The organism is Pseudomonas sp. GW821-FHT04D07, assembly GCF_059420225.1.
In genome coordinates this window covers 105,459-129,681 of the sequence record NZ_JBWKTH010000018.1, presented here as the reverse complement: position 1 = coordinate 129,681, position 24,223 = coordinate 105,459, and the positions used below count along the sequence as shown (strand labels likewise).

General features: G+C 60.3%; 22 protein-coding genes. 2 read left to right on the top strand and 20 right to left on the bottom strand.

Features of this window, described 5'->3' with window-relative positions; all coding sequences use genetic code 11:
* Positions 1-75: 75 nt before the first annotated feature.
* From AC07T0_RS20690 to ppsA, 13 genes are all read right to left on the bottom strand, one after another.
* Positions 76-1,098 (bottom strand): quinone-dependent dihydroorotate dehydrogenase, encoded by a 1,023-nt coding sequence (locus AC07T0_RS20690; protein WP_495002968.1) that lies wholly within the window; start codon positions 1,096-1,098, stop codon positions 76-78.
* Between the two features lie 87 nt (positions 1,099-1,185).
* Entirely contained in the window at positions 1,186-1,797 is a 612-nt protein-coding gene (locus AC07T0_RS20685; RefSeq protein ID WP_495002967.1) for a winged helix-turn-helix domain-containing protein, read from the bottom strand.
* A 287-nt stretch (positions 1,798-2,084) separates the two neighbouring features.
* Entirely contained in the window at positions 2,085-2,378 is a 294-nt protein-coding gene (locus tag AC07T0_RS20680; RefSeq protein ID WP_495002966.1) for an acyl carrier protein, read from the bottom strand.
* Positions 2,375-2,830 carry a SycD/LcrH family type III secretion system chaperone gene (locus AC07T0_RS20675; protein ID WP_495002965.1) on the bottom strand — a complete coding sequence of 152 codons (456 nt, stop codon included), beginning with the start codon at positions 2,828-2,830 and terminating at the stop codon, positions 2,375-2,377. Before AC07T0_RS20675 ends, AC07T0_RS20680 begins: the two co-directional genes overlap by 4 nt.
* 43 nt (positions 2,831-2,873) lie before the next feature.
* Positions 2,874-3,686, bottom strand: a complete 813-nt coding sequence (locus tag AC07T0_RS20670; RefSeq protein WP_495002964.1) for a helix-turn-helix domain-containing protein — start codon at positions 3,684-3,686, stop codon at positions 2,874-2,876.
* A 122-nt stretch (positions 3,687-3,808) separates the two neighbouring features.
* A complete protein-coding gene (locus AC07T0_RS20665; protein WP_495002963.1) occupies positions 3,809-4,792 on the bottom strand; it encodes an OmpA family protein in 984 nt (327 codons plus the stop codon).
* 107 nt (positions 4,793-4,899) lie between these two features.
* Entirely contained in the window at positions 4,900-5,490 is a 591-nt protein-coding gene (sigX, locus tag AC07T0_RS20660; RefSeq protein WP_495002962.1) for an RNA polymerase sigma factor SigX, read from the bottom strand.
* Positions 5,491-5,581: 91 nt separating this feature from the next.
* Positions 5,582-6,406: a mechanosensitive ion channel family protein gene (locus tag AC07T0_RS20655; RefSeq protein ID WP_495002961.1), complete on the bottom strand. Its 825-nt coding sequence runs from the start codon at positions 6,404-6,406 to the stop codon at positions 5,582-5,584.
* A gap of 2 nt (positions 6,407-6,408) precedes the next feature.
* Positions 6,409-6,660, bottom strand: coding sequence for a CrfX protein (locus AC07T0_RS20650; protein ID WP_495002960.1), 252 nt, complete (start codon positions 6,658-6,660; stop codon positions 6,409-6,411).
* 58 nt (positions 6,661-6,718) lie between these two features.
* Positions 6,719-7,714, bottom strand: a complete 996-nt coding sequence (locus AC07T0_RS20645; protein WP_495002959.1) for a zinc transporter ZntB — start codon at positions 7,712-7,714, stop codon at positions 6,719-6,721.
* A 25-nt stretch (positions 7,715-7,739) separates the two neighbouring features.
* Positions 7,740-8,231 (bottom strand): ribonuclease E activity regulator RraA, encoded by a 492-nt coding sequence (gene rraA / locus AC07T0_RS20640; protein WP_495002958.1) that lies wholly within the window; start codon positions 8,229-8,231, stop codon positions 7,740-7,742.
* Positions 8,232-8,384: 153 nt separating this feature from the next.
* Positions 8,385-9,374, bottom strand: a complete 990-nt coding sequence (locus tag AC07T0_RS20635) for an alpha/beta fold hydrolase (RefSeq protein WP_495002957.1) — start codon at positions 9,372-9,374, stop codon at positions 8,385-8,387.
* A 162-nt stretch (positions 9,375-9,536) separates the two neighbouring features.
* Complete coding sequence (gene ppsA / locus AC07T0_RS20630; protein WP_495002956.1) at positions 9,537-11,912, bottom strand: phosphoenolpyruvate synthase; 2,376 nt, start codon at positions 11,910-11,912, stop codon at positions 9,537-9,539.
* 294 nt (positions 11,913-12,206) lie between these two features.
* Here ppsA and ppsR point away from each other — a divergent pair, with 294 nt between their 5' ends.
* Positions 12,207-13,025, top strand: coding sequence for a posphoenolpyruvate synthetase regulatory kinase/phosphorylase PpsR (gene ppsR / locus AC07T0_RS20625; RefSeq protein ID WP_495002955.1), 819 nt, complete (start codon positions 12,207-12,209; stop codon positions 13,023-13,025).
* 153 nt (positions 13,026-13,178) lie between these two features.
* Here ppsR and prpD read toward each other — a convergent pair whose 3' ends face one another.
* From prpD to AC07T0_RS20590, 7 genes are all read right to left on the bottom strand, one after another.
* A complete protein-coding gene (gene prpD / locus AC07T0_RS20620; protein WP_495002954.1) occupies positions 13,179-14,663 on the bottom strand; it encodes a 2-methylcitrate dehydratase in 1,485 nt (494 codons plus the stop codon).
* 7 nt (positions 14,664-14,670) lie between these two features.
* Positions 14,671-15,855: a 2-methylaconitate cis-trans isomerase PrpF gene (gene prpF / locus AC07T0_RS20615; protein ID WP_495002953.1), complete on the bottom strand. Its 1,185-nt coding sequence runs from the start codon at positions 15,853-15,855 to the stop codon at positions 14,671-14,673.
* A 165-nt stretch (positions 15,856-16,020) separates the two neighbouring features.
* Positions 16,021-18,615, bottom strand: coding sequence for a Fe/S-dependent 2-methylisocitrate dehydratase AcnD (gene acnD, locus AC07T0_RS20610; protein WP_495002952.1), 2,595 nt, complete (start codon positions 18,613-18,615; stop codon positions 16,021-16,023).
* Between the two features lie 240 nt (positions 18,616-18,855).
* A complete protein-coding gene (gene prpC / locus AC07T0_RS20605; RefSeq protein WP_495002951.1) occupies positions 18,856-19,983 on the bottom strand; it encodes a bifunctional 2-methylcitrate synthase/citrate synthase in 1,128 nt (375 codons plus the stop codon).
* 180 nt (positions 19,984-20,163) lie between these two features.
* Positions 20,164-21,063 (bottom strand): methylisocitrate lyase, encoded by a 900-nt coding sequence (gene prpB, locus AC07T0_RS20600; protein ID WP_495002950.1) that lies wholly within the window; start codon positions 21,061-21,063, stop codon positions 20,164-20,166.
* A complete protein-coding gene (locus AC07T0_RS20595) occupies positions 21,060-21,782 on the bottom strand; it encodes a GntR family transcriptional regulator (RefSeq protein WP_495002949.1) in 723 nt (240 codons plus the stop codon). The genes prpB and AC07T0_RS20595 overlap by 4 nt, the downstream gene beginning before the upstream one ends.
* A 482-nt stretch (positions 21,783-22,264) precedes the next feature.
* Complete coding sequence (locus tag AC07T0_RS20590; RefSeq protein WP_495002948.1) at positions 22,265-23,254, bottom strand: terpene synthase family protein; 990 nt, start codon at positions 23,252-23,254, stop codon at positions 22,265-22,267.
* Positions 23,255-23,680: 426 nt separating this feature from the next.
* Here AC07T0_RS20590 and rloA point away from each other — a divergent pair, with 426 nt between their 5' ends.
* Complete coding sequence (rloA, locus tag AC07T0_RS20585) at positions 23,681-24,220, top strand: retropepsin-like aspartic peptidase RloA (protein ID WP_495002947.1); 540 nt, start codon at positions 23,681-23,683, stop codon at positions 24,218-24,220.
* Positions 24,221-24,223 lie beyond the last annotated feature (3 nt).

Below are 24,223 nucleotides of genomic sequence, written 5' to 3'. Positions count from 1 at the left end.
TTACCATGCACGCCCCATCCGGGCGGCGGGCTTCGGCCCAGGGGCTCCTACGGAGCCCTTTTTAATGCCGCGGATTCAGCGACGCAACGCCGCAATGGCATCCACCGACTGGCGAATCAGCGCCGGCCCCTTGTAGATAAACCCCGAATACACCTGTACCAGGCTCGCCCCGGCGGCGATCTTTTCAGCCGCGTGCTCGCCCTCGGTGATACCGCCAGCGGCGATGATCGGCAAGCGACCGGCCAGCTCAGCGGCCAGCACCTTGACGGTATGGGTGCTCTTCTCGCGCACCGGCGCGCCGGACAGGCCGCCGGCCTCGTCGCCATGGGCCAGACCTTCGACACCGACACGGCTCAGGGTGGTATTGGTGGCGATCACCGCATCCATGCCCGACGCCAGCAGCGCCTGGGCGACCAGCACGGTTTCTTCGTCGGTCATGTCCGGGGCGATCTTGATCGCCAGGGGCACGTGGCGACCATGCTGCTGGGCCAACTGCGCCTGGCGCACGTGCAGGGCCTCGAGCAGTTGCTTGAGCGAGTCACCAAATTGCAGGCTGCGCAGGCCCGGGGTATTCGGCGAGCTGACGTTGACCGTCACATAGCTGGCATGGGCGTAGACCTTGTCCAGGCAGATCAGGTAGTCATCGACGGCACGTTCCACCGGCGTGTCGAAGTTCTTGCCGATATTGATACCGAGGATACCGCGATAGCGCGCGGCGCGGACCCGCGACACCAGGTTGTCCACGCCCAGGTTGTTGAAGCCCATGCGGTTGATGATTGCCTCGGCTTGCGGCAGGCGGAAGATCCGCGGTTTCGGATTGCCCGGCTGCGGTCGTGGCGTCACCGTGCCGATTTCAACGAAGCCGAAGCCCAACTGGGCAAAACCATCGATGGCCGCGCCGTTCTTGTCCAGGCCCGCAGCCAGGCCCACCGGGTTGGGAAACTCCAGGCCCATGACCGTAACCGGGTTCGACGCCGGAGCCTTGCACAACAAGCTATTGAGCCCCAGGCGGCCGCCCGCGCCGATCAGGTCCAGGGACAGGTCGTGGGAGACTTCCGGAGAAAACTTGAACAACAACTGGCGGGCCAGGTTATACATGGGCGGGCTTGACTCGGATGGCGGCGATAGTGGTCGGCGATTATAGCCGGGCCCCGAGAAAAACCATAGGCGCACCACGAGCACGGCTCACCGACGAGGGGGGCGCGCGGTTGCATCGGTACAGCCTTGCAGGCTGGCCACCAGGGCCAGGCGGGCCAGCGCCTGGTGATTGCCGGCTTCCAGCTCCAGGACCCGGGCAACCGCCGCCCGCGCCTGCTCGACGCCCACGCCCCGATCGCACAGCCCGAGCATCGACAAGGCCAGCCAGGTATCGGCCAGCTGCAAGGCACTCCAGGGCTCACAGCAGGCGGCCATCAGCTCTGTCGGCAAAACCTCCAGCCTTTCACCCAACACGGTCGTCAGTTGCCGGATCACGGCCTCCTGCTGCCCTCTTGAATGAACAGCAGGCGGTGCCGCCGAGGCGATCGCCGGCTCGATCAGCGCGGGTAGCAACGGCACCACCGGAGCGGTAAAGCGATAACCCTTGCCGTAGACGGTAGCAATGTAGCCCTTGGCCTCCTCGAGCAACTTGCGCAGCACATAGATACAGCGTGTCAACGACTCCTCGGCAGCGTCCATGCCCGGCCAGACGCTGTCGAGCAAGCAATCCTTGGTCACCAGCCGTCCCGCCGAACCCAGCAGCAGGCGCAACACCTGCAGTTCCTTGGGCGGCAGATGAACACCCCGGCCGTGCCTCACCAGGTTTCCATCGCTTTGCAATATCCATTGACCAAAGACGAAGGCTTGTCGCGGAGTCTTTCCAGTGACGCTGTCCATAACCTCGACGCAATCCTCTATAGAGATGTACGACCATTCAAAAATAAACCCGGGAAAAGGGCTTATTCACGAGGAACGCCACGACTATAGGAATTCACATCGGGCCATGTCGGTAGGACATTTCCCGCATGGAAAAGGAATATTCAACAAGGCTGTAGACCCGACAAAACCTACAGCCCAAAAGCCGATTCCCCTATACAAACTGCACCTCAAAGCAGGAGCTTTCGTCGCCCTTCGCCCTCTCCCCGGGCGTTTCCTACAAGGCGGCACAGATCAGCCACGCTACGCCAACGGCAAACCTCATCGACCGGTAGTCCAATCCGGAACGCGGTATTGAGCCGCGCCACCAGCCCGGCAAGGTCCGCACCGCTCATACCCAGGTCTTCACGCAACCTCGATTCGAAGCGAATCTTTCTGCGCGGTACTGAACAATGCTCAGCCAGCAACACCATCACCTGTTGCTCGATAAAGTAGTCACACCCTCCCGGAACCAGGTAACTCATAGCTTCACTTTCCCGCATACCGCGCCGGGGCAGGACGGTATCGCCGCCGTACTCAACGCCTCGAGATAGCCCCGCGAGCGCCGTGGCAGTTCGCCATGAGCCGCCTGCCCGAGTACATACTCGAAACAGTCCCTGGCCTTGGCGTGCGCCCCCAGCGCCAGCTGGCACTCGCCGGTATAGAACATCGGCCGGTAGTCGCCCCGGTCCTGGGCAAACGCCACCGCATAGAGTTCGATGGCCTTGCGGTAGTGCCCGGAGACCTGATAGACCGCCGCCAATCCCATCCAGTAATGGCTGTTGTAAAAATCGTAGATACACAGGAAACGAAAGAGTTTTTCCGCATCCTCCAGGCGTCCTTGCTCGTGGAACTGGCAGGCGTGGGCATAGAGGCCCTGCACCTGCTCATTACCGGTTTCGCTCATCTCCTTGAGCGCCTCTTTCGGGCCACTCATCGCCACCCCCCAGGGAACACGTCAGTTGCTGACGTCTTGACTGTCACGAGATCATCAACCCCATGGACGCCTGGATATCGCAGAGGCGGCTGGGCGCCACGCCCAGCAGCTCACGGACCTCCTTGGAGAAATGCGATGAAGAGGCATAACCGAACTCCAGCGCCACATCGGTCAACGAACACTCGCTACCGATCATGCTCAGCAAGGCCTTGGCCGTCCGCCAGTCACGCAACTCGGGTTTGGCCGCACAGCCCAGAGCCTGATGGCATAACCGGCGAAAATGCGAGACCGACACGCCATAGCGCTTGGCCAGGCCGATCAGCTTCTCGCTGGCGGTGCCCTGTTCCAGGAGAAAACGCACCAGCCAGTAATTCGGACTTTGCCGCAAGACTTCGGCAAAGCGTTGATAGGCGGGATCAGCGCGCAAGGCGCAGTCGATATACCAGGGCTCCAGCAGGCCCCTGCTGGTCGATATACCAGAAGCCAGGGGCAAGGCCGCCCAAGGCGCGGCGACCGATCGCGCCCGCTCGAAACTCATACCCTGGTCGAGAAACACCTGCAACTTGACCAGGCTCGCCTCCACCGGGCGCTCGCTGAGCAGCTCGCCGCCAACGACCCGCAACATGCCCCGCGCCACCAGCAAGCCCTCCCAGCACGCCGGCAGGCACCAGGACACGCTCGCCTCGTCATGGACCAGGCACACGCCGGCCTCCCCCGCCCGCACCTGAACCACCTGTTCGCCACATAAAAAGCCCGGACACCGGGTCGCGGATAATTCATCAATCTGCACACTGCGCTCCGTCTCGTTCTTATTGAGCAGTGCGAGGATGATGGCCGGACGACGCCAGCCAATCATGATGAAAATCTGATGAACGGACATCCGCAAGCATATCGAGGCAGTTCGGTGACCGCGCCGAGCTCAAATCGCGGGCGAAAAAAAGCCCGGCCAAAGCCGGGCTTTTTCTTACCGCAAGCTAATTACTGAGCTTGGGCTTCTACCGACGCTTCTACGCGACGGTTGATTGCGCGACCAGCTTCAGTGGCGTTGTCAGCCACTGGACGGGTTTTGCCGTAGCCAACCGACTGGATGCGGGCTGGGGAAACGCCGTCTTTGACCAGAACTTGTTTCACAGCGTCAGCACGACGCTGGGACAGCTTCTGGTTGTAAGCGTCAGGACCGACGTTGTCAGTGTGACCAGCCACAGTAGTGTGGGTGGCTGGGTACTGCTTCATGAAGTCAGCCAGGTTCTTCACATCGCCGTAGCTGTTAGGCTTGACCACGGACTTGTTGAAGTCGAACTTCACGTCCAGCTCAACCTTGACAACTTGTGGCGCCGGAGCGGATTCAGCGACTGGAGCTGGAGCTGCTTCTACTGGAGCTGGAGCTGGAGCCGGAGCTACTTTGCCGCCGCTGCCACCGAAGTTCACGCCCAGGCCGATCAGAGCCTGGTAGTCCCAACGACCGTTGTCCAGCTTGTAGTCAGCTTCACCGCCGGCACGAGCGTACAGGTTGTCGGTGATGTACATCTTCACACCGGCACCGGTGGTCAGGTAGGACGAACCGTCACGGCCAGTGTGGCCGTCGGCAGCAACGTTGGTCATGCTGCCGTGAGCCACGCCGCCTTCAACATAAGGACGGAACATGTCGCCGACTTGACCGAAGTGGTACTGGGACTTCAGACCAAAGTGATCGCCACGGATCTTCTGGTTGCCAGTGTCGGTGTCCGAACGAGTGTAATCGTCCTTACGATAGGTAGCGTTTACCGAAATGTCGTCGGTGATGAAGTAGCCGATCGAAACGCCAGGTGTGCGACCGTTCTGGTAGGAATCGACGCTGTGGTTCCAGGTTTTGCCGTAGAACGCTTCACCTTCGACCGCGCCTTGGCCTTGTGCCAGTGCGCCGAACGAAGTAGCGGCAATGAGAGAACCAATGGCCAAGCCCAAGGTGTTTTTCAGTTTCATCCGTTAAATCCCCATCTGGTGATTGTAAAGCAGTCCCACAAACCGGGGGACAACTCGGCGGCAAGTGTAGCAGAACTTGCCTACACGTAAGAGACATTTGCGCTGAACTAAGTTTCAGCGATACCCGCAAATTTCTCACGCAATTTGTCGAGGGCCCGTTTATAGCGCATTTTCGTGGCGCTCAAGCCCATGTGCATGATGTCGGCAATCTCCTGAAACTCCAGCTCTGCGACAAATCGTAGCACCAGAATTTCCCGGTCAATTGGGTTCACATGCACTAACCATCGATCCAGTCCGCCCTTCTCCTCAGGTTTCGGCATCTTCTCTTCAGATGCTTCCTCGAGGGGGTCAAGACTCAACGCATCCATCAAACGCCGCTTGCGACGCTCTTTGCGATACTGCGTAATGCACTCGTTGTACGTGATGCTATATAGCCATGTCTTGAACTTCGATTTACCCTCAAAGTTCTTGAGGCCATACAGCACCTTCAACATCACTTCCTGACAGACATCGTCCGCATCGCGTTCGTTCCCTAAATATCTTGAACAAACGCTGAACAAGGTGCGTTGATAGCGCCGCATCAACTCTTCATAGGCGCGAGTCACATGAAACAGCTCTCCATGCGCACGCGCCACCAACTCCTCATCAGTGAGTTCGCGGGGGTCGTAGCGCATGGAGAGCGATTGAGCTTTATTCAAAACGAGTCGGGCCGACAGTCAGGTCAATGTCCGCCGCAGCCCATGGCTGCGGGCATTTTTGCGGCGGCATAGAGTAGCAGGGTTTACCGGGTTAGCGGCTGCTCACATGCTGCTCCAGCAGGATCCGATTGGAAAGAGAGACTAGCTCACCCTCGTCGGTCAGCAATACGGTCTTGACCGTGCCGATCTCCTCAATCTGTCCTTCGACCTCGCCCACTCGCACTTGTTGCCCAACTTGATACAACTCACGCACATAGATTCCCGCGAGAATCTGCCCGGCGATTTCCCGGCTGCCAAGCCCCATGGCCAGCGCTACGGCCAGACCAACGGTAATAAGCACGATGACGATCACATGGTTCAGCAGGTCGGTCTTGACCTCCAGCTGACTGATAGCCACCGAAATACTGATAATAATCACCAGGCCCTGAGCAACCCGCCCCAGGCCCGAGGCGTAATCCAGACCCACCCCTTCGGCCGCGCCGCGCACCAGCCCGCTGACCACTTGCGCCAGTAAAACCCCTACCAGCAGCACCAGGGCCGCGCCGAATACCTTCGGCAAATACAGCGCCAGCATGTCAAGCGTAGCTGAAACTCGCTCAAGTCCAAGGGATTCGGCCGCCGAAACCAGGAAAATCAGCAAAATGAACCAATAGACGATCTTGCCGATCAGCGTCGAAATCGGTACCTGGAGGCCGGCACGCCCCAGCAGCTTGGTCAATCCGGTGCCGCCCATCAGGCGATCCAGCCCCAGTTTGGCCAGCAGCTTGGACAGCAGGGTGTCGAGCAGCTTGGCCACGACGAAGCCCAGCAACACCACCACCAGCGCCCCGAACAGGTTAGGGATGAAGTTCGCCACTTTGGTCCACAAGGCAGTCATTGCCGTGACGAGGCTCTGGGTCCAGAGATCAAGTTCCATATTCAGTCAGCCTTATCCGTGGAGCGAGCAATGGGGGGACGCCGCGAAACCGGCGAAACGTGGGCCGATCCGTTGTTCAGCGCGATCATCAGCGCCTGCAGCCAACGGCCCATCAGACTGAAGAGATCACCGGCGCCAACCTGTCGGTTGGCGGTTTTCAGGACACGCCCCAAGCAAGCGTCGTCGTCACGGGTGGACGGCGAGGCCTTGAGCATGTCACGCAGAGATTGTTCGAACGGATCGTGCATACGCACCTCTCGGTATATCTGTGAAAGACGCGATCAATTTTTTGCAGGTCACATGAAACATGTTTCAAACCCAGCGCAAACGTCGGAAAAGCCACCATTGTCCGGCGGCAACGGCGACGATCAGCAGACAAGCGATAACGAAACCGTAGGGGTTGCCGGACCACGGAATACCGCCGACGTTAATCCCCAGCAGACCGGTCAGGAAGCTCATCGGCAGGAAGATCCCAGTGATGATCCCGAAGCGGTACATGGTCCTGTTCATGCGCACGTTCAGACGCCGATCCTCGGCCTCAAGCACAAGCCCCACGCGCTCGCGGGTCAACTCGAGCTCTTCCAGGTAACGGGTCAGACTGTTGTTCAATTCGTTCCAGTAACCGGCCTCTTCATCAGCGAACCAGGGCAGCTTGATCCGGCTCAACTGGCCGAAGATATCCCGCTGCGGCGCCAGGAAACGTTTCAGCCCGGCAGCTCGACGACGTATCTGCACGATGGCGCCATGTTCGGGACTATACCGTTCGTCGGCATCTATCTTTTCTTCTTCGTCGTCGACCACTTCCGAGAGGTCGCTGACCAGATCCTGCACCTTCAGGGTGAGGTATTGCGCGATGTAGAGAATCAGTTCGGCGGCGTTTTTCGGCCCCTTGCCCTGCTCCAGTTGCAGCAGCAACTCGTCGGTCGCGCGCAACGGCCGCAGGCGCAGGGAAATCACCCGCTGGTGCGCCGCGAAGACCCGCACCGAGACCATATCCTCGGGCTCGGCACCGGGATTGAGGTTGACCCCACGCAGAAACAGCAGAAGTTCGCTTTCGGGCAAGGGCAACAGGCGTGGCCGGGTATTCTCTTCCAGCAGCAGGTCGCAGTTGAATTCACTCAAGCCGCTGGAGGTGCGCAACCAGGCATGGGTCTGCGGATGGCTGCGATCCCAGTGCAGCCAGAGGCTTTCCTCAGGCTGCAGCTGCAGGTCATCGAGCTCCGTCCGAGCAATCGAGCGCGCACCGCCCCTACCATCCAGAACCAGGGCATGGACCAGCCCCCACTGCGCGTTTTCTTCCTCGAACATCCTTACCCCATCGTATTGCAAAAATTTACTCAGGCATCTTCAGCGGGCTTGGCGCAACGATCACGCCATTGTTGTCCGCATAGATATATTCGCCCGGGCGAAAGGTCACGCCGGCAAAGGTCACCGGGACATTGAGGTCGCCAATGCCACGCTTGTCGGTTTTCATCGGATGGCTGGCCAACGCCTGCACCCCCAGGTCGGTCTGGGCGATCACGTCGACATCACGGATGCAACCGTAGATCACCAGCCCTTCCCAGCCGTTCTTCGCCGCCTTCTCGGCCAGCATGTCGCCCAGCAGGGCACGACGCAGGGAACCACCGCCATCGACCACCAGCACCTTGCCCCGACCATCGAGCTCGACCTGGTCCTTGACCAGGGAGTTGTCTTCGAAGCACTTGATGGTGACGATTTCACCGCCGAAGGAATCGCGGCCGCCGAAATTGCTGAACATCGGTTCAAGCACCTGTACCAACTCCGGATAGGCGTCGCACAGGTCGGGGGTGAGGTAATGATCCATGGGTAAACTCCTGTAGGTGGAATCGAGAATGCCAGACTACGCAGGTCGCGCTACAAGATGAAACGCTTGCCCCGGTCGAATGTTTAGACAATGACCCAAACCGCTCAATGCGTCATATCTTAGCCTTTACCACTCGTCAGCGGAATGCCCTTGTCAGGGCGTTTCCTGAACAACGGCTGACTCACGGAGCAAGAAGGCCTGCTGATCATGCAGCCAATCGGCCACCCGCGGCCAGACTTCGGCCTGTGCCGGCTTGCTCACCAGCATCTCGACATGACCGAAATCCGAGCTGAAACCCTGCGCGCGGCCCAGGCAGAGAAAATGCTTGTAGGCCGAGCCGATCTGCTCGAACAGCTTGCGACAGGCCCAGGCCGGGTCCTGGTGATCGCCGACCGCGCTCACCGCCAGCACTGGCACGTCCACCTCGGCCAGGCCGCCCCACCAGTCCCGCTCGGCATCCCGGAAACGCCCGAACAGGCCGTACCAGCGCAGGCTTTCCAGGGCCAGGCCGATGGGCTCGTCTTCCGGGCCGCGCTTGAGACGCGAACCGGACAAATGGGCGAAACGCCTGAGCAGCAAGCGACCGCCCCACTCCACCGGTGGAATTTTCAACGGCCAATAGGTGCGACTGACCTGGCAGCCGAACAATGCCGCCGAGGCGACGGCAGGGGCACCCAGGTATTGACCGCCCAAGGCCGCCGCCAGGGTGGTGCCACCGAGGGAATGGCCGATCCAGTGGGGAATCTGCGCGCTTTGCTCACGCACGAACGCGGCGATGGCCGGTAGGTCGTAACGGGCGTAATCGGCCACGCGATTGCGTCGATAACCGTGATTGCGTGCCGAGAGTCCATGACCGCGCATTTCCGGGATCCATACATCGAACCCGGCACGCGCCAGATAGGCACCCAGACCGATGCCCTTGGCGGAATACCAGAACCGCCGGTTGGAAAAGCTGCCATGCAGGAGGATGACCGGCACGCCACGCGCTTCAGGCTCGTCGGCGAGGCCCAGGCGAGTAAGCGCCAGCTCGACCGTGCCATCGGGGCTGTTGCCTGGTTTCAAACGATAGACGTCTTCACAGAGATCGCCACGACGCTCGGCGCTGATCAAGGCCACCGGAAAAAGATTGCTGCTGCTTTGCATAAGGCTCTTGCACAAAAAAGGGCGACCCATGTGGACTCGCCCTGAAAATAAGGTTTGTAACACTCAACGTCAAAACACCGCGAACCTGTAGGAGCCTGGCTTGCCAGCGAAGCTTTTGGCGCCCTCAAGGACGCATCGCTGGCAAGCCAGCTCCCACAAGGGTCAGGCCTGCGCCTGCCCTTCGGCCAGGAAGAACCAGGTCTCCAGCACGGAGTCCGGGTTCAACGACACGCTTTCAATGCCCTGCTCCATCAACCAAAGCGCCAGGTCCGGGTGATCGGAAGGCCCCTGGCCGCAGATGCCGATGTACTTGCCAGCCTTGTTGCAGGCCTGGATAGCGTTGGACAGCAGCTTCTTCACCGCCGGGTTACGCTCGTCGAACAGGTGCGCGATGATCCCGGAGTCGCGGTCCAGGCCCAGGGTCAATTGGGTCAGGTCGTTGGAACCGATGGAAAAGCCGTCGAAGTACTCGAGGAACTCGTCGGCAAGGATGGCGTTGGATGGCAACTCGCACATCATGATCACGCGCAGACCGTTATCGCCACGGGCCAGGCCATTGGCGGCGAGCAGGTCGACCACCTGGCTGGCTTCGCCCAGGGTACGAACAAACGGCACCATGATTTCAACGTTGGTCAGGCCCATCTCGTTGCGCACGCGCTTGAGGGCGCGGCATTCGAGCTCGAAGCAGTCACGGAACGACTCGCTGATGTAGCGCGAAGCCCCACGGAAACCCAGCATCGGGTTTTCTTCTTCCGGCTCGTAGAGCTTGCCGCCGATCAGGTTGGCGTATTCGTTGGACTTGAAGTCCGACAGGCGCACGATGACTTTCTTCGGCCAGAACGCCGCCGCCAGGGTGCTGATACCTTCGACCAGCTTCTCGACATAAAAACCGACCGGATCGTCGTAGCCGGCAATGCGCTTGTCGACGCTGTCCTTGATTTCCGCTGGCAGCCCGGCGTAATTCAGCAACGCCTTGGGGTGTACGCCGATCATGCGGTTGATGATGAACTCCAGACGGGCCAAGCCCACACCGGCGTTCGGCAACTGCGCGAAGTCGAAGGCGCGGTCCGGGTTGCCGACGTTCATCATGATCTTGAACGGCAGCTCCGGCATGGCATCGACGGAGTTTTTCTTGATATCGAAGCCCAGCTCGCCTTCGAAGATATAACCGGTGTCGCCTTCGGCACAGGAAACGGTCACGCCCTGGCCATCCTTCAGCAGTTGGGTGGCGTTGCCGCAACCGACCACCGCCGGAATCCCCAGCTCACGGGCGATGATCGCCGCATGGCAGGTCCGCCCGCCACGGTTGGTGACGATGGCGCTGGCGCGCTTCATCACCGGTTCCCAATCCGGGTCGGTCATGTCGGAGACCAGTACGTCACCCGGCTGGACCTTGTCCATCTCTGACACGTCCTTGATGATCCGCACCTTGCCGGCGCCGATGCGCTGGCCGATGGCCCGCCCTTCCACCAGCACGGTGCCGGTTTCCTTGAGCAGGTAGCGTTCCATGACATTGGCCTGGGTACGGCTCTTCACGGTTTCCGGACGCGCCTGGACGATATACAGCTTGCCGTCGTCACCGTCCTTGGCCCACTCGATGTCCATCGGGCACTTGTAGTGCTTCTCGATGATCATCGCCTGCTTGGCCAGCTCGCTGACCTCGGCATCGCTGAGGCAGAAACGCGCTCGCTCGGCCTTGTCGACGTCGACGGTCTTGACCGAACGACCGGCCTTGGCTTCGTCGCCGTAGATCATCTTGATCGCCTTGCTCCCCAGGTTGCGGCGCAGGATGGCGGGACGACCGGCTTCAAGAGTGCCCTTATGCACGTAGAACTCATCCGGGTTCACCGCGCCCTGGACGACGGTCTCACCCAGGCCGTAGGCACCGGTGATAAACACCACGTCACGGAAGCCCGACTCGGTGTCGAGGGTGAACATCACGCCGGCGGTGCCGGTTTCCGAACGCACCATGCGCTGCACACCGGCGGACAGGGCCACCAGCTTGTGGTCGAAGCCCTGGTGCACGCGGTAGGAGATGGCGCGGTCATTGAACAGCGAGGCGAAGACTTCCTTGGCCGCACGGATCACGTTTTCCACGCCGCGGATATTCAGGAAGGTTTCCTGCTGGCCGGCGAAGGAGGCGTCCGGCAGGTCTTCGGCGGTGGCCGAGGAGCGCACGGCCACGGCCATGTCCGGGTTGCCCGCCGACAGGCTGGCGAAGGCCGTACGGATCTCGGCGTTGAGCTTCTCGGGGAACTCGGCTTCCATGATCCACTGGCGGATTTGCGCGCCGGTTCGGGCCAGGGCGTTGACGTCGTCGACATCCAGCGCATCCAGCGCCGCATGGATCTGGTCGTTCAGGCCACTGAGTTCGAGAAAATCACGATACGCCTGAGCCGTAGTGGCAAAGCCGCCGGGGACCGATACACCGGCACCCGCGAGGTTACTGATCATCTCGCCCAGGGATGCGTTCTTGCCCCCTACGTGCTCTACATCATGGACGCCGAGCTTATCGAGGGAAACTACGTACTCTACCAAGGTGATCTCTCCACTAATATGTTGGAAAAGCTCAGGAGCGGGCTGCTCTGTGGCAGAAAGCTGCCTGCGCGACGATCATGCTGAGTTAAAAACAGGCTCGGAATGCTCATTTGGTAAACCAAACTCCGCTTCCTCACCTGTTTTTGCCTTGCCTGATCGCCGCTCGGCGAGCTTTCACCGCTATAGCCATGTGGCCTGGACCTGGAAAATAAGTGAGAATGTCCGCCATTCCTGGCGTACAAATCCCGCCTATCATATCCAAGAATCGTCACCAGCTTAAGGCCCAAGGCGCAAATGAAACGATCTGCTTTCTTTATCTCCGATGGCACGGGTATCACCGCCGAAACTCTGGGTCAAAGCCTGCTGGCGCAGTTCGAAAACATTACCTTCGCCAAACTCACCCGGCCCTACATCGACAACGCCGACAAGGCCCGGGCCATGGTACAACAAATCAATATCGCCGCCGAAAATGACGGATTTCGACCGATCATCTTCGATACCATCGTCAACCAGGACATTCGTGAGATCCTCGCCACGTCCAATGGTTTCATGATCGACATCTTTTCCACCTTCCTCGCCCCACTGGAACAGGAACTGACCGAGCACTCATCCTACTCGGTGGGCAAGTCCCACTCCATCGGCGGCAACTCCAACTACATGGAGCGCATCGAGGCGGTGAACTTCGCCCTGGACAACGACGACGGCGCCCGCACCCACTATTACGACAAGGCCGACCTGATCCTGGTGGGCGTGTCGCGCTGCGGCAAGACCCCGACCTGCCTGTACATGGCGATGCAATTCGGCATCCGCGCGGCCAACTACCCGCTGACCGAGGACGACATGGAGCGCCTGCAACTGCCGACCGCCCTGCGCGCGCACCAGCACAAGCTGTTCGGCCTGACCATCGACCCGGACCGCCTCACCGCGATCCGCAACGAGCGCAAGCCCAACAGCCGCTATTCCAGCTATGCCCAGTGCGAATTCGAAGTGCGCGAGGTGGAAAACCTGTTCCGCCGCGAGAATATCGCCCATATCAATTCCACGCATTTCTCGGTGGAAGAGATTTCCGCGAAGATCCTCGTCGAAAAAGGTGTGGAGCGGCGGTTCAAGTAACACGATCGTGCCTGCAAGCCCTGTGTCGTCAGAACTGACACTTTCGCGGGCAAGCTCTGCTCTCACAGGCTCTCGGTCGCACACAGTTTTTTTGGCACGACTCGGGACAGTGTGGGAGCGGAGCTTGCCCGCGAAAAGGCCGGCACAGACAGCCTAGATCACGAACAGATCAACAAACCGCTGCACCGGCGTCGCCTCCAGGCGCGCCGAATCCTTGCACAAGGCCAGGATTTCGGCACTGCGCTGGGCAGTGAAGCGCGTCGCCAGGTTGGCCTTGAACTTGTCTTCCAGTAACGGAATACCCTCGGCCCGGCGGCGGCGATGGCCGAGCGGGTATTCGACCGCCACCTGCTCGGTACTCGTGCCGTCCTTGAAAAACACTTGCAGCGCATTGGCGATCGAACGCTTGTCGGCCTCCAGGTATTCACGGGTGTAACGCGGCTCCTCAACGATCACCATCTTCTCGCGCAACACATCAATGATCGGATGGCTCGCGTGAAAATCATCTTCATAGTGCTCGGCCACCAGCTCGCCGAAAGCCAGCGGCACCGCCGTCATGTACTGGAGGCAGTGGTCGCGGTCGGCGGCATTGGCCAGCTTGCCGACCTTGGAAATGATGCGGATCGCCGACTCATGAGTGGTAATCACGATCCGATCGATCTGGCCCAGGCGGTTTCTGACCAGGGGATGCAACGTCAGCGCCGCCTCGCAGGCCGTCTGGGCGTGGAACTCGGCCGGAAAACTGATTTTGAACAGCACGTTTTCCATAACATAGCTGCCATAGGCCTGGGAAAGGCTGAACGCACGCTTGTCTGCGGGCTTGAGCGCCAGATCCTTGCTGGTGTGACTGAACAGCACGTCGTAGAAGCCCCATTGCGCCGCGCTCAACACCCCGGGAATCCCCATTTCCCCACGCAGGGCGATATCCGCCAGGCGTACGCCACGACTGGTGGCATCGCCCGCCGCCCAGGATTTACGCGAACCGGCATTCGGTGCGTGACGATAAGTACGCAATGCCTGCCCATCGACAAAGGCGTGGGACAGCGCCGCCAACAGCTGTTCACGGCTGGCCCCCATCAGTTTGGCGGTGACCGCGGTAGAGGCGACTTTCACCAGCAGCACATGGTCAAGACCGACTCGATTGAAGGCATTCTCCAGCGCGATCACGCCTTGAATCTCATGGGCCATGATCATCGCTTCCAACACCGCACGTACGGTCAGCGGAGGCTCGCCGTTGGCCACATGCTTCTGCGACAGATGATCGGCCACCGCAAGAATTCCGCCCAGGTTATCCGAGGGGTGACCCCACTCGGCCGCCAACCAGGTGTCGTTGTAGTCGAGCCAGCGGACGATGCAGCCGATGTCCCAGGCCGCCTTGACCGGATCGAGGCGAAAGCGGGTCCCCGGCACCCGGGCGCCGAACGGCACCACGGTACCCTCGACCAGCGGCCCCAGATGTTTGGTGCACTCGGGAAAACGCAGCGCCAACAGACCGCAGCCGAGCGTATCCATCAGGCAATGACGAGCGGTGTCCCACGCTTCCGGGGACTCGATTCGGTAATCGAGCACATAGTCGGCAATGTCCTGCAGGACCTGATCGTAATCGGGACGCTCATTCAGATCGACGTTGACGCTCATCTTCGCTTCACTCCCCGGGTATGCGTACCCAACCTTCCATCAGGACCCGTGCACTGCGACTCATAATGGCCTTGACCACGGTCCACTCGCCGTTGACCTGGGAAGCCTCGGCACCGACCCGCAAGGCGCCCGATGGATGGCCGAAACGCACCGCACTGCGTGCGCCACCGCCCGCCGCCAGGTTCACCAGCGTGCCAGGGATCGCCGCCGCCGTGCCGATAGCCACGGCCGCCGTGCCCATCATCGCGTGGTGCAGCTTGCCCATGGACAAGGCCCGTACCAACAGATCCAGATCGGCCGCCGCTACCGGCTTGCCGCTTGACGCGGTGTAGTTCGCCGGAGCCGCGACAAACGCCACCTTCGGCGTGTGCTGCCGCGTGGCCGCCTCGTCGATACGCTGGATCAGGCCCATGCGCACCGCACCGTAGGCGCGAATCGTCTCGAACATCGCCAGGGCCTTCGGATCACCGTTGATATCGCCCTGCAACTCGGTACCGGTATAGCCGATATCCGCCGCATTGACGAAAATCGTCGGGATCCCGGCATTGATCATAGTCGCCTTGAAGGTGCCCACGCCCGGCACCTCCAGGTCATCCACCAGATTGCCGGTGGGAAACATCGAACCGCCAGCCCCCTCTTCCTCGGCCGCCGGGTCCATGAACTCAAGCTGCACTTCAGCGGCCGGAAAGGTCACGCCGTCGAGTTCGAAGTCACCGGTTTCCTGCACCTGACCGTCGCTGATCGGCACATGGGCGATGATGGTCTTGCCGATATTCACCTGCCAGATCCGCACCACTGCCACGCCGTTGCGCGGAATCCGGCCGGCGTCCACCAGGCCGGCGCTGATGGCGAACGAACCGACCGCCGCCGACAGGTTGCCGCAGTTGCCGCTCCAGTCGATAAACGGTTTGTCGATGGAAACCTGACCGAACAGGTAATCGACGTCGTGATCGGCCTTGATGCTCTTGGACAGGATCACCGTCTTGCTGGTGCTGGAGGTCGCGCCACCCATGCCGTCGATCTGCTTTTCATAGGGATCGGGGCTGCCGATCACCCGCAACAACAACGTGTCCCGCGCCGCGCCGGGCAGCTGCGCGGCTTCCGGCAGGTCACTGAGGTTGAAGAACACCCCTTTGCTGGTACCGCCCCGCATGTAGGTGGCGGGAATCCTGATTTGCGCTGCATGAGCCATGAAATTTCCTGCAGAGTCTGGGCGCGACATTATTTCGCGGCGAGACACAAATGTGTGGGAGCCGGCTTGCCGGCGATGACGGAGGTGAATCTTGCGCCTCAATCGCTGACAGACCGGCCGGTCATGAACAAGGCCGGGGCTTCGGTCGCCGCCCCGGCACCTTACTCAGCTCGCCGTGGCCGATTGGAGGAAGTCCTGGGCAAAACGCTGCAAGACACCGCCGGCCTCGTAGATCGAGACCTCTTCGGCGGTGTCGAGGCGGCAGGTCACAGGCACTTCGATACGCTCGCCGTTGTGACGATTGATAACCAGGGTCAGGGTGTTACGGGGAGTACGCTCACCGACCACATCGAAGGTCTCGGTGCCGTCGATACCGAGGGTCTTGCGGTCGGTCCCCGGCTTGAACTCCAGCGGCAATACGCCCATGCCCACCAGATTGGTACGGTGGATACGCTCGAAGCCTTCGGCGGCAATCGCCTCGACCCCGGCCAGGCGCACGCCCTTGGCCGCCCAATCACGGGACGAGCCCTGGCCGTAGTCGGCACCGGCAATGATGATCAGCGGCTGCTTGCGCTGCATGTAGGTTTCGATGGCTTCCCACATACGCATGACCTGGCCTTCCGGCTCGACCCGCGCCAGGGAACCCTGCTTGACCTGGCCGTTTTCCACGACCATTTCGTTGAACAGTTTCGGGTTGGCGAACGTGGCGCGTTGTGCCGTGAGGTGGTCGCCGCGATGGGTCGCGTAGGAGTTGAAGTCCTCTTCCGGCAGGCCCATTTTCGCCAGGTACTCACCCGCCGCGCTGTCGAGCATGATGGCGTTCGATGGCGACAGGTGATCGGTGGTGATGTTGTCCGGCAGTACCGCCAGCGGGCGCATGCCCTTGAGCGGCCGCGCACCGGCCAGGGCGCCTTCCCAGTAAGGCGGACGGCGGATATAGGTGCTCATTGGCCGCCAGTCGTACAGCGGCGTGACCTTGGGACCGGTGTCTTCTTGGATGGCGAACATCGGGATGTAGACCTTGCGGAACTGCTCCGGCTTCACCGACGCCTTGACCACCGCGTCGATTTCCTCGTCGCTCGGCCAGATGTCCTTGAGGCGGATTTCCTGGCCGTCGGCGTCCAGGCCCAGTACGTCCTTCTCGATATCGAAACGGATGGTCCCGGCGATCGCGTAGGCCACCACCAGTGGCGGCGACGCGAGGAAGGCCTGCTTGGCGTACGGATGGATGCGCCCGTCGAAGTTGCGGTTACCGGACAACACCGCCGTGGCGTAGAGGTCACGGTCGATGATTTCCTGCTGGATCACCGGATCCAGCGCACCGGACATGCCGTTGCAGGTGGTGCAGGCAAAGGCCACGACGCCAAAGCCCAATTGCTCCAACTCCTGGGTCAACCCGGCTTCATCCAGGTACAGCGCCACGGTCTTGGAACCCGGCGCCAGGGACGACTTGACCCACGGCTTGCGGGTCAGGCCGAGCTTGTTGGCATTGCGCGCCATCAGACCGGCGGCGATCACGTTGCGCGGGTTGCTGGTGTTGGTGCAACTAGTGATGGCGGCGATGATCACCGCGCCGTCGGGCATCTGCCCCGGCACATCGTCCCACTGGCCGGCAATGCCCTTGGCCGCCAGGTCGCTGGTGGCGACGCGGGCATGGGGGTTGCTCGGGCCGGCCATATTACGCACCACCGAGGACAGATCGAAGCTCAGCCCACGCTCGTAGTCCGCGCCTTTCAGGCTATCGGCCCAGAGGCCAGTGTGGCGGGCGTAGGTTTCCACCAGCTTGACCTGCTCGTCTTCACGTCCGGTGAGTTTCAGGTAGTCGATGGTCTGCTGATCGATATAGAACATCGCCGCCGTGGCGCCGTACTCCGGGGCCATGTTGGAAATGGTCGCGCGATCGCCCAGGGTCAGCGCGCTGGCGCCTTCGCCGAAGAACTCCAGCCAGGCACCGACCACTTTCTGTTTACGCAGGAACTCGGTCAGCGCCAGCACCATGTCGGTGGCGGTGATGCCCGGTTGCAGCTTGCCGGTCAATTCGACGCCGACACTTTCCGGCAGGCGCATCCAGGACGCCCGGCCGAGCATCACGCTTTCGGCTTCGAGGCCACCGACACCGATGGCGATCACCCCCAGGGCATCGACATGGGGCGTGTGGCTGTCGGTGCCGACACAGGTGTCGGGGAAAGCCACACCGTCACGCGCCTGGATCACCGGAGACATTTTCTCCAGGTTGATCTGGTGCATGATGCCGTTGCCCGGCGGTATCACATCGACGTTCTTGAACGCCTTCTTGGTCCAGTCGATGAAATGGAAACGGTCTTCGTTGCGACGGTCTTCGATGGCGCGGTTCTTGGTAAAGGCGTCCGGGTCGAAACCGCCGCACTCCACCGCCAACGAATGGTCGACGATCAACTGGGTCGGCACCACCGGGTTGACCTGGGCCGGATCGCCGCCCTGGGACGCGATGGCATCACGCAGCCCGGCCAGGTCGACCAGGGCGGTCTGGCCGAGAATGTCATGACAGACCACGCGGGCCGGGAACCAGGGAAAGTCGAGGTCGCGCTTGCGTTCGATCAGTTGCTTCAGGGAGTCGCTGAGGGTCGCCGGGGCGCAGCGCCGGACCAGGTTCTCGGCAAGCACCCGGGAAGTGTAAGGCAGGGTCGCATAGGCCCCGGGCTGGATGGCATCGACCGCCGCACGGGCGTCGAAAAAATCCAGCTGGCTGCCGGGTAGCGATTTACGGTATTCAGTGTTCATCGTCAGGACTCGGTCACGGTAGATTCAAGAGTGGACGCAGAACCTGTAGGAGTTGCATTTGCCAGCGAAACTTGTGGCGACCTTGAGGCCCCATTCGCGGGCAAGCTCCGTTCCCACAACGTCCATGTTGTACACAGGTTCAGGCTCGACTCAAATACTGTGGGAGCGGAGCTTGCCCGCGAAGAGGCCCTCAAGCCAGTCCAAGGCTTCGCGGACAAACACGCTTCCCACAGCCGGTATTCAGCGACGCTCGATTGGCACGAACTTGCGCTGCTCGACACCGATGTACTCGGCGCTCGGACGGATGATGCGGTTATTGCCACGCTGTTCGAACACATGCGCGGCCCAGCCGGTCAGGCGCGAGCAGACAAAGATCGGCGTGAACAACTTGGTCGGGATACCCATGAAGTGGTACGCCGAGGCATGGTAGAAGTCGGCGTTGGGGAACAGCTTCTTCTGCTCCCACATGGTCTTGTCGATGGCTTCGGAAACCGCAAACAACACAGTGTCACCGACTTCATCGGCGAGTTTCTTCGACCAGCCCTTGATCACTTCATTGCGCGGATCGTTGTCTTTGTAGATCGCATGACCGAAGCCCATGATCTTGTCCTTGCGCGCCAGCATGCCAAGGGTGCCTTCGACGGCCTCCTGCGGCGAACTGAAACGCTCGATCATTTCCATCGCCGCCTCGTTGGCGCCGCCGTGCAGCGGGCCGCGCAAGGAACCGATGGCGGCGGTGACGCAGGAGAACAGATCGGACAGGGTCGAAGCACAGACCCGCGCGGTGAAGGTCGAGGCGTTGAACTCGTGCTCCGCGTAGAGGATCAGCGACACATCCATCACCTTGCGGTGCAGCTCGCTCGGCGCCTTGCCATGCAACAGGTGCAGGAAGTGCCCGCCGATGGAGACCTCATCGGTCACGCAGTCGATGCGCAGGCCTTCGTGGCTGAAGCGATACCAGTAGCACATGATCGCCGGGAACGCGGCCAGCAGCCGGTCGGTGGCTTCATGCTGGCGGGAAAAGTCGCCTTCGGGTTCGATATTGCCGAGGAAGGAACAGCCGGTGCGCATCACATCCATCGGATGGGCGTCAGCGGGAATCCGCTCCAGCACTTCCTTCAGCGCCTGGGGCAGATCGCGCAAGGTCCGCAACTTGCCCATGTAGGCCGCCAGTTCGGTGGCCGTCGGCAGTTCGCCGTACAACAGCAGGTAGGCAACTTCTTCGAAACGCGCCTCGGCGGCCAGTTCACGCACGTCGTAGCCACGGTAAGTCAGGCCGGCACCGGCCTGGCCAACGGTGGACAGGGCGGTTTGCCCGGCGACCTGGCCACGCAGGCCGGCACCGCTCAGTACTTTTGCTTCAGCCATTGCTCTCTCCAATTCTTGATGTTGTCAGGGACTCGGCCATTCAATCAATGGGCGTTCGCCGCAAGAGGCTGCACACCCAAACCGTGGGAGCGGAGCTTGCCCGCGAAGCTTTTTGGCGCTCTCAGGGGCCCCTTCGCGGCGGTGCGGCGATCCGACAAGCTCCGCTCCCACAAAAAACGATCAGCCCTTCTTCTGGGCAAACAGCGCATCGAGCTTCTGCTCGAAGGTGTGGTAGTCGATACGGTCGTACAACTCCATGCGGGTCTGCATGGTGTCGATCACATTCTGCTGGGTACCGTCACGGCGAATCGCCGTGTAGACGTTTTCCGCCGCTTTGTTCATCGCGCGGAAGGCCGACAGCGGGTACAGCACCAGCGACACATCGGCGGACTTCAGCTGTTCGGTGGTGAACAGCGGCGTCGCACCGAACTCGGTGATGTTGGCCAGGATCGGCGCTTTCACCCGGCTGGCGAACAATTTGTACATTTCCAGTTCAGTAATGGCTTCCGGAAAGACCATATCAGCGCCGGCCTCGATGCACGCGGCGGCACGTTCCAGGGCTGATTCCAGGCCTTCCACGGCCAGGGCATCGGTCCGCGCCATGATCACGAAGCTGTCGTCGGTGCGGGCATCCACCGCCGCCTTGATGCGGTCGACCATCTCCTGCAGGGTGACAATTTCCTTGTTCGGACGATGACCGCAACGCTTGGCGCCGACCTGGTCCTCGATATGAATCGCCGCCGCACCGAACTTGATCATCGACTTGACCGTGCGCGCGACGTTGAACGCCGAGGCGCCGAAGCCGGTGTCGACATCCACCAGCAGCGGCAGGTCGCAGACATCGGTGATGCGTCGCACGTCAGTGAGCACGTCATCCAGGCCGGTGATGCCCAGGTCCGGCACCCCGAGGGAACCCGCCGCGACACCGCCACCGGACAGGTAGATGGCCTTGAAGCCGGCACGCTTGGCCAGCAAGGCGTGGTTGGCGTTGATCGCGCCGACCACTTGCAAGGGATGTTCGCTGGCGACCGCATCGCGGAAACGCTGACCGGGCGTGCTCTGGTTGGAACCCTGACTCATGACTCACCTCGCTTCGTAGCTGTCGGTTTGACGGCGTCCTGGTAGTGACGCGCGATATTGCGTTTCGACGCGCCGATATGGCGGCGCATCAGCAGTTCGGCCAATTCGCCATCACGCTCGGCGATGGCGTCGAGAATCCGGTGATGTTCGGCGAACGCCTGGCGTGGCCGATTGGGGGTAACGGAAAACTGGATGCGGTACATGCGCACCAACTGGTACAGCTCGCCGCAGAGCATCTGGGTCAGGGTGCGGTTGCCGGCGCCCTGGATGATCCGGTAGTGGAAGTCGAAATCACCCTCCTGCTGGTAATAGCCGACACCGGCCTGAAAGGCTGCGTCACGCTCATGGGTATTGAGAACCTGTCGCAACTCCTCGATTTCCTCGACGGTCATGCGCTCGGCGGCCAAGCGACAGGCCATGCCTTCGAGGGACTCGCGGATCTCGTAGAGCTCGATCAGTTCGGCCTGGCTGAGGGACACCACCCGCGCCCCGACATGGGGCACGCGCACCAGCAGGCGCTGGCCTTCAAGGCGGTGAATGGCCTCGCGCAGCGGGCCGCGGCTGATGCCGTAGGTGCGCGCCAGTTCCGGCTCGGAAATCTTGCTGCCGGGGGCAATCTCACCCTTGACAATCGCCGCCTGAATACGCCGGAAGACGTTCTCCGAGAGGGTCTCGGACTCCTCAGGGTCAATCAGGGTAATCGCCTGCTGATCCAGCATATTGTCGACACTCCATGAGTTAATGGCGGTAAAAATAGCCAAAACCGACAAAGCAGTCAAAGCATTTGTCAGGATTGTCGACAATAGTCTAAGAGAGTCGCCTGAAAGTCCAAACCGTCATTTGCCCTGCGCTGGCACCACAAAATCAGCACGCCAAGGTGCGCGTCAGTCAAACCTGGCTGATGGCCACACGAGGAAACTCGTTGGTATTTCAGGTTTTATTGGGGTCCTATAAAAATCATCAGCCCTCCCTTAAACTGAAGACTGCTTTAGGAATATAAAGTTTTAGGCAGGCGAATCACGCTAAAAATCGCGTCAACAAGCTGTTTCAAACTCGAACACCCTGAAGGCTTTAAAAGCCTCTCGTCTGCCCTACCGACGCCCGCATAATGTTCAGTATTTTCTTTTCTGCACCTCCGTCATGCGCCCGATCAACCGCATCAAATTAACGCATTAAAAAAATATTTAAATCATCCTCCCCATCACTGTTCAACAGCATCCGCGTTCACATATTCAGGCGTAGGAAATTGGGTATAACGCTCCGTCACATCTTCATACCAGCGCCCGATACCGGTCAACATCAACTTCATGTGAGAAATATAACTATCTACTTCTTTATGACAGGCACCAAAATCAGGCAGAGCGGCATGCAAGGCATCCACCTCTTTTACATAGCCATCATGTATCCGGAGGGACTCCTCGACAGCCTCTTTCAATGAGATTTGGTATTCATGCTGCACCACCAACACGATATTAAGCACTTCAGCCGCCAATGCCTTTTCTTTCTCCAAAGAAGCAAAATCATTTTGAATGACCGTAAGCCGCGCTATGACCGCTCTAAATCTTTGAATAACCGGATGATTATGCAGATGCACCGGCAACGTAAAACCCAGCGCCGGATCCAGCATATCCAGATATGGATACATGGCAATCGAATATTCCCTGATAGGCAGCAGGATCGCCAAAGGAGGGAAGCGCTTTATCTCAGCCAGCTTGTAAGGGGTTTCCGCCATTAAGCCATAGGTGACATAACGATAAAAAGAATGAGCCAATCGCTCAATCCAAAAATCGGGCATAAACGTTTTGAACTCTTTAGTCATCTGCGCCGCCTGGCGGACCATTCCAATATCGTCAGGACGAGGCTCCTCGCCCAAGAGGATATTGACCATGTGATCTCTTATCGGCACCAGCTCACTGATCGGACAAAACTCATAATAATCATCAAACAGTGTCAACCAGATCATCAGCCTGGCTATTGGTCGCAGACGCGCCACATCAGTGGTGGTGGGCGACATATAGGCCGCAGCGGCGGCCAAACCATGCCGTTTATATTTCTCCCGTGTCGCTACCGACATAAAAGTATAATCCGTATCGTACCAGACGACCTCTTCCTCAAGTAGGGAATCGACCAGCGGACTGGCGATAAAAGCCCAAGGGTATGTGGGCATGAGTTGATTATTTTTCTTGCGCATGATGTCAAGCTCTCCGATTGTCAATTTACGACCGATGAGAATTCAAAGCCAATAAAGAACCGTGTCCACGTCTTTAATTCTTAGAAACTTCTCACAGCATGGAAATAAACAACCATTTCACCCATAGAGCTGCTGTTACACCGCCTAGACATCCTGATTTACGGGACCAAAAGATTATAGCCCACACTGCCTGGAGCGCCGCATCGGGCTCGTGGGCATGCAGCATCTGGCGCCCCCCTCAGGCTTGCCCGTCGCCCGTGCGCTCGGTCATTTGCCCGGCGCTGGCGCGACAAGACCAGCATGCTAGAATGCCGCGCGCATCCGTCGATGCGCTGCCTGTCATATTTTCCTGACAGACGTACGAGGATGCTTGCGCGATATTGCCAGTCCCCTTGAATCAAGATTGCCCGATACGCGCCAGGATTTATGAGACTCAAGCCTTTCCCCCTACTGCTTCTCTGCCTGCTTTGTCTGCCTGGCATGAGCCTGGCGACCGAGAAGACGGTGTACGGCCTGAACGAGTACGCGCGCCTGGCCGGGATCGATCTGCAAGTGCCGGCCAAGCTCGACACCGGAGCCAAGACCGCCTCCCTCAGTGCCCGCGACATCCACCGGTTCAAACGCAACGGCGAGAGCTGGGTACGCTTCTACCTGGCGATCGACGCCGCACACTCGCACCCGATCGAACTGCCCCTGGCCCGCGTCAGCAAGATCAAGCGCCGCGCCGGCGACTATGACCCGGACGAGGGCAACGCCTATACCGCGCGCCCAGTGGTCACCCTGGAAATCTGCATGGGCAGCGCCTTGCGCAGCATCGAACTGAACTTGACCGACCGTAGCAGCTTCCAATACCCGCTGTTGATCGGCTCCGAGGCCCTCAAGCGCTTCGATGCGCTGGTCGACCCCAGCCTCAAATACGCCGCCGGCAAACCCGCCTGCAGCCACGACGCTCAAACCGCCGAGTAATCC

Excerpts from the sequence above, each read along its gene's own strand:
- AC07T0_RS20670 (WP_495002964.1), bottom strand. The coding sequence starts at position 3,686 with ATGATTGGCTGGCGTCGTCCGGCCATCATCCTCGCACTGCTCAATAAG.
- prpF (WP_495002953.1), bottom strand. The coding sequence starts at position 15,855 with ATGGCTCATGCAGCGCAAATCAGGATTCCCGCCACCTACATGCGGGGC.
- prpC (WP_495002951.1), bottom strand. The coding sequence starts at position 19,983 with ATGGCTGAAGCAAAAGTACTGAGCGGTGCCGGCCTGCGTGGCCAGGTC.
- AC07T0_RS20590 (WP_495002948.1), bottom strand. The coding sequence starts at position 23,254 with ATGCGCAAGAAAAATAATCAACTCATGCCCACATACCCTTGGGCTTTT.
- AC07T0_RS20690 (WP_495002968.1), bottom strand. The coding sequence starts at position 1,098 with ATGTATAACCTGGCCCGCCAGTTGTTGTTCAAGTTTTCTCCGGAAGTC.
- AC07T0_RS20635 (WP_495002957.1), bottom strand. The coding sequence starts at position 9,374 with ATGCAAAGCAGCAGCAATCTTTTTCCGGTGGCCTTGATCAGCGCCGAG.
- AC07T0_RS20645 (WP_495002959.1), bottom strand. The coding sequence starts at position 7,714 with ATGTTCGAGGAAGAAAACGCGCAGTGGGGGCTGGTCCATGCCCTGGTT.
- AC07T0_RS20680 (WP_495002966.1), bottom strand. The coding sequence starts at position 2,378 with ATGAGTTACCTGGTTCCGGGAGGGTGTGACTACTTTATCGAGCAACAG.
- ppsR (WP_495002955.1), top strand. The coding sequence starts at position 12,207 with ATGAAACGATCTGCTTTCTTTATCTCCGATGGCACGGGTATCACCGCC.
- AC07T0_RS20675 (WP_495002965.1), bottom strand. The coding sequence starts at position 2,830 with ATGAGTGGCCCGAAAGAGGCGCTCAAGGAGATGAGCGAAACCGGTAAT.
- AC07T0_RS20655 (WP_495002961.1), bottom strand. The coding sequence starts at position 6,406 with ATGGAACTTGATCTCTGGACCCAGAGCCTCGTCACGGCAATGACTGCC.
- AC07T0_RS20595 (WP_495002949.1), bottom strand. The coding sequence starts at position 21,782 with ATGCTGGATCAGCAGGCGATTACCCTGATTGACCCTGAGGAGTCCGAG.
- rraA (WP_495002958.1), bottom strand. The coding sequence starts at position 8,231 with ATGGATCATTACCTCACCCCCGACCTGTGCGACGCCTATCCGGAGTTG.
- rloA (WP_495002947.1), top strand. The coding sequence starts at position 23,681 with ATGAGACTCAAGCCTTTCCCCCTACTGCTTCTCTGCCTGCTTTGTCTG.
- prpB (WP_495002950.1), bottom strand. The coding sequence starts at position 21,063 with ATGAGTCAGGGTTCCAACCAGAGCACGCCCGGTCAGCGTTTCCGCGAT.
- prpD (WP_495002954.1), bottom strand. The coding sequence starts at position 14,663 with ATGAGCGTCAACGTCGATCTGAATGAGCGTCCCGATTACGATCAGGTC.
- AC07T0_RS20665 (WP_495002963.1), bottom strand. The coding sequence starts at position 4,792 with ATGAAACTGAAAAACACCTTGGGCTTGGCCATTGGTTCTCTCATTGCC.
- acnD (WP_495002952.1), bottom strand. The coding sequence starts at position 18,615 with ATGAACACTGAATACCGTAAATCGCTACCCGGCAGCCAGCTGGATTTT.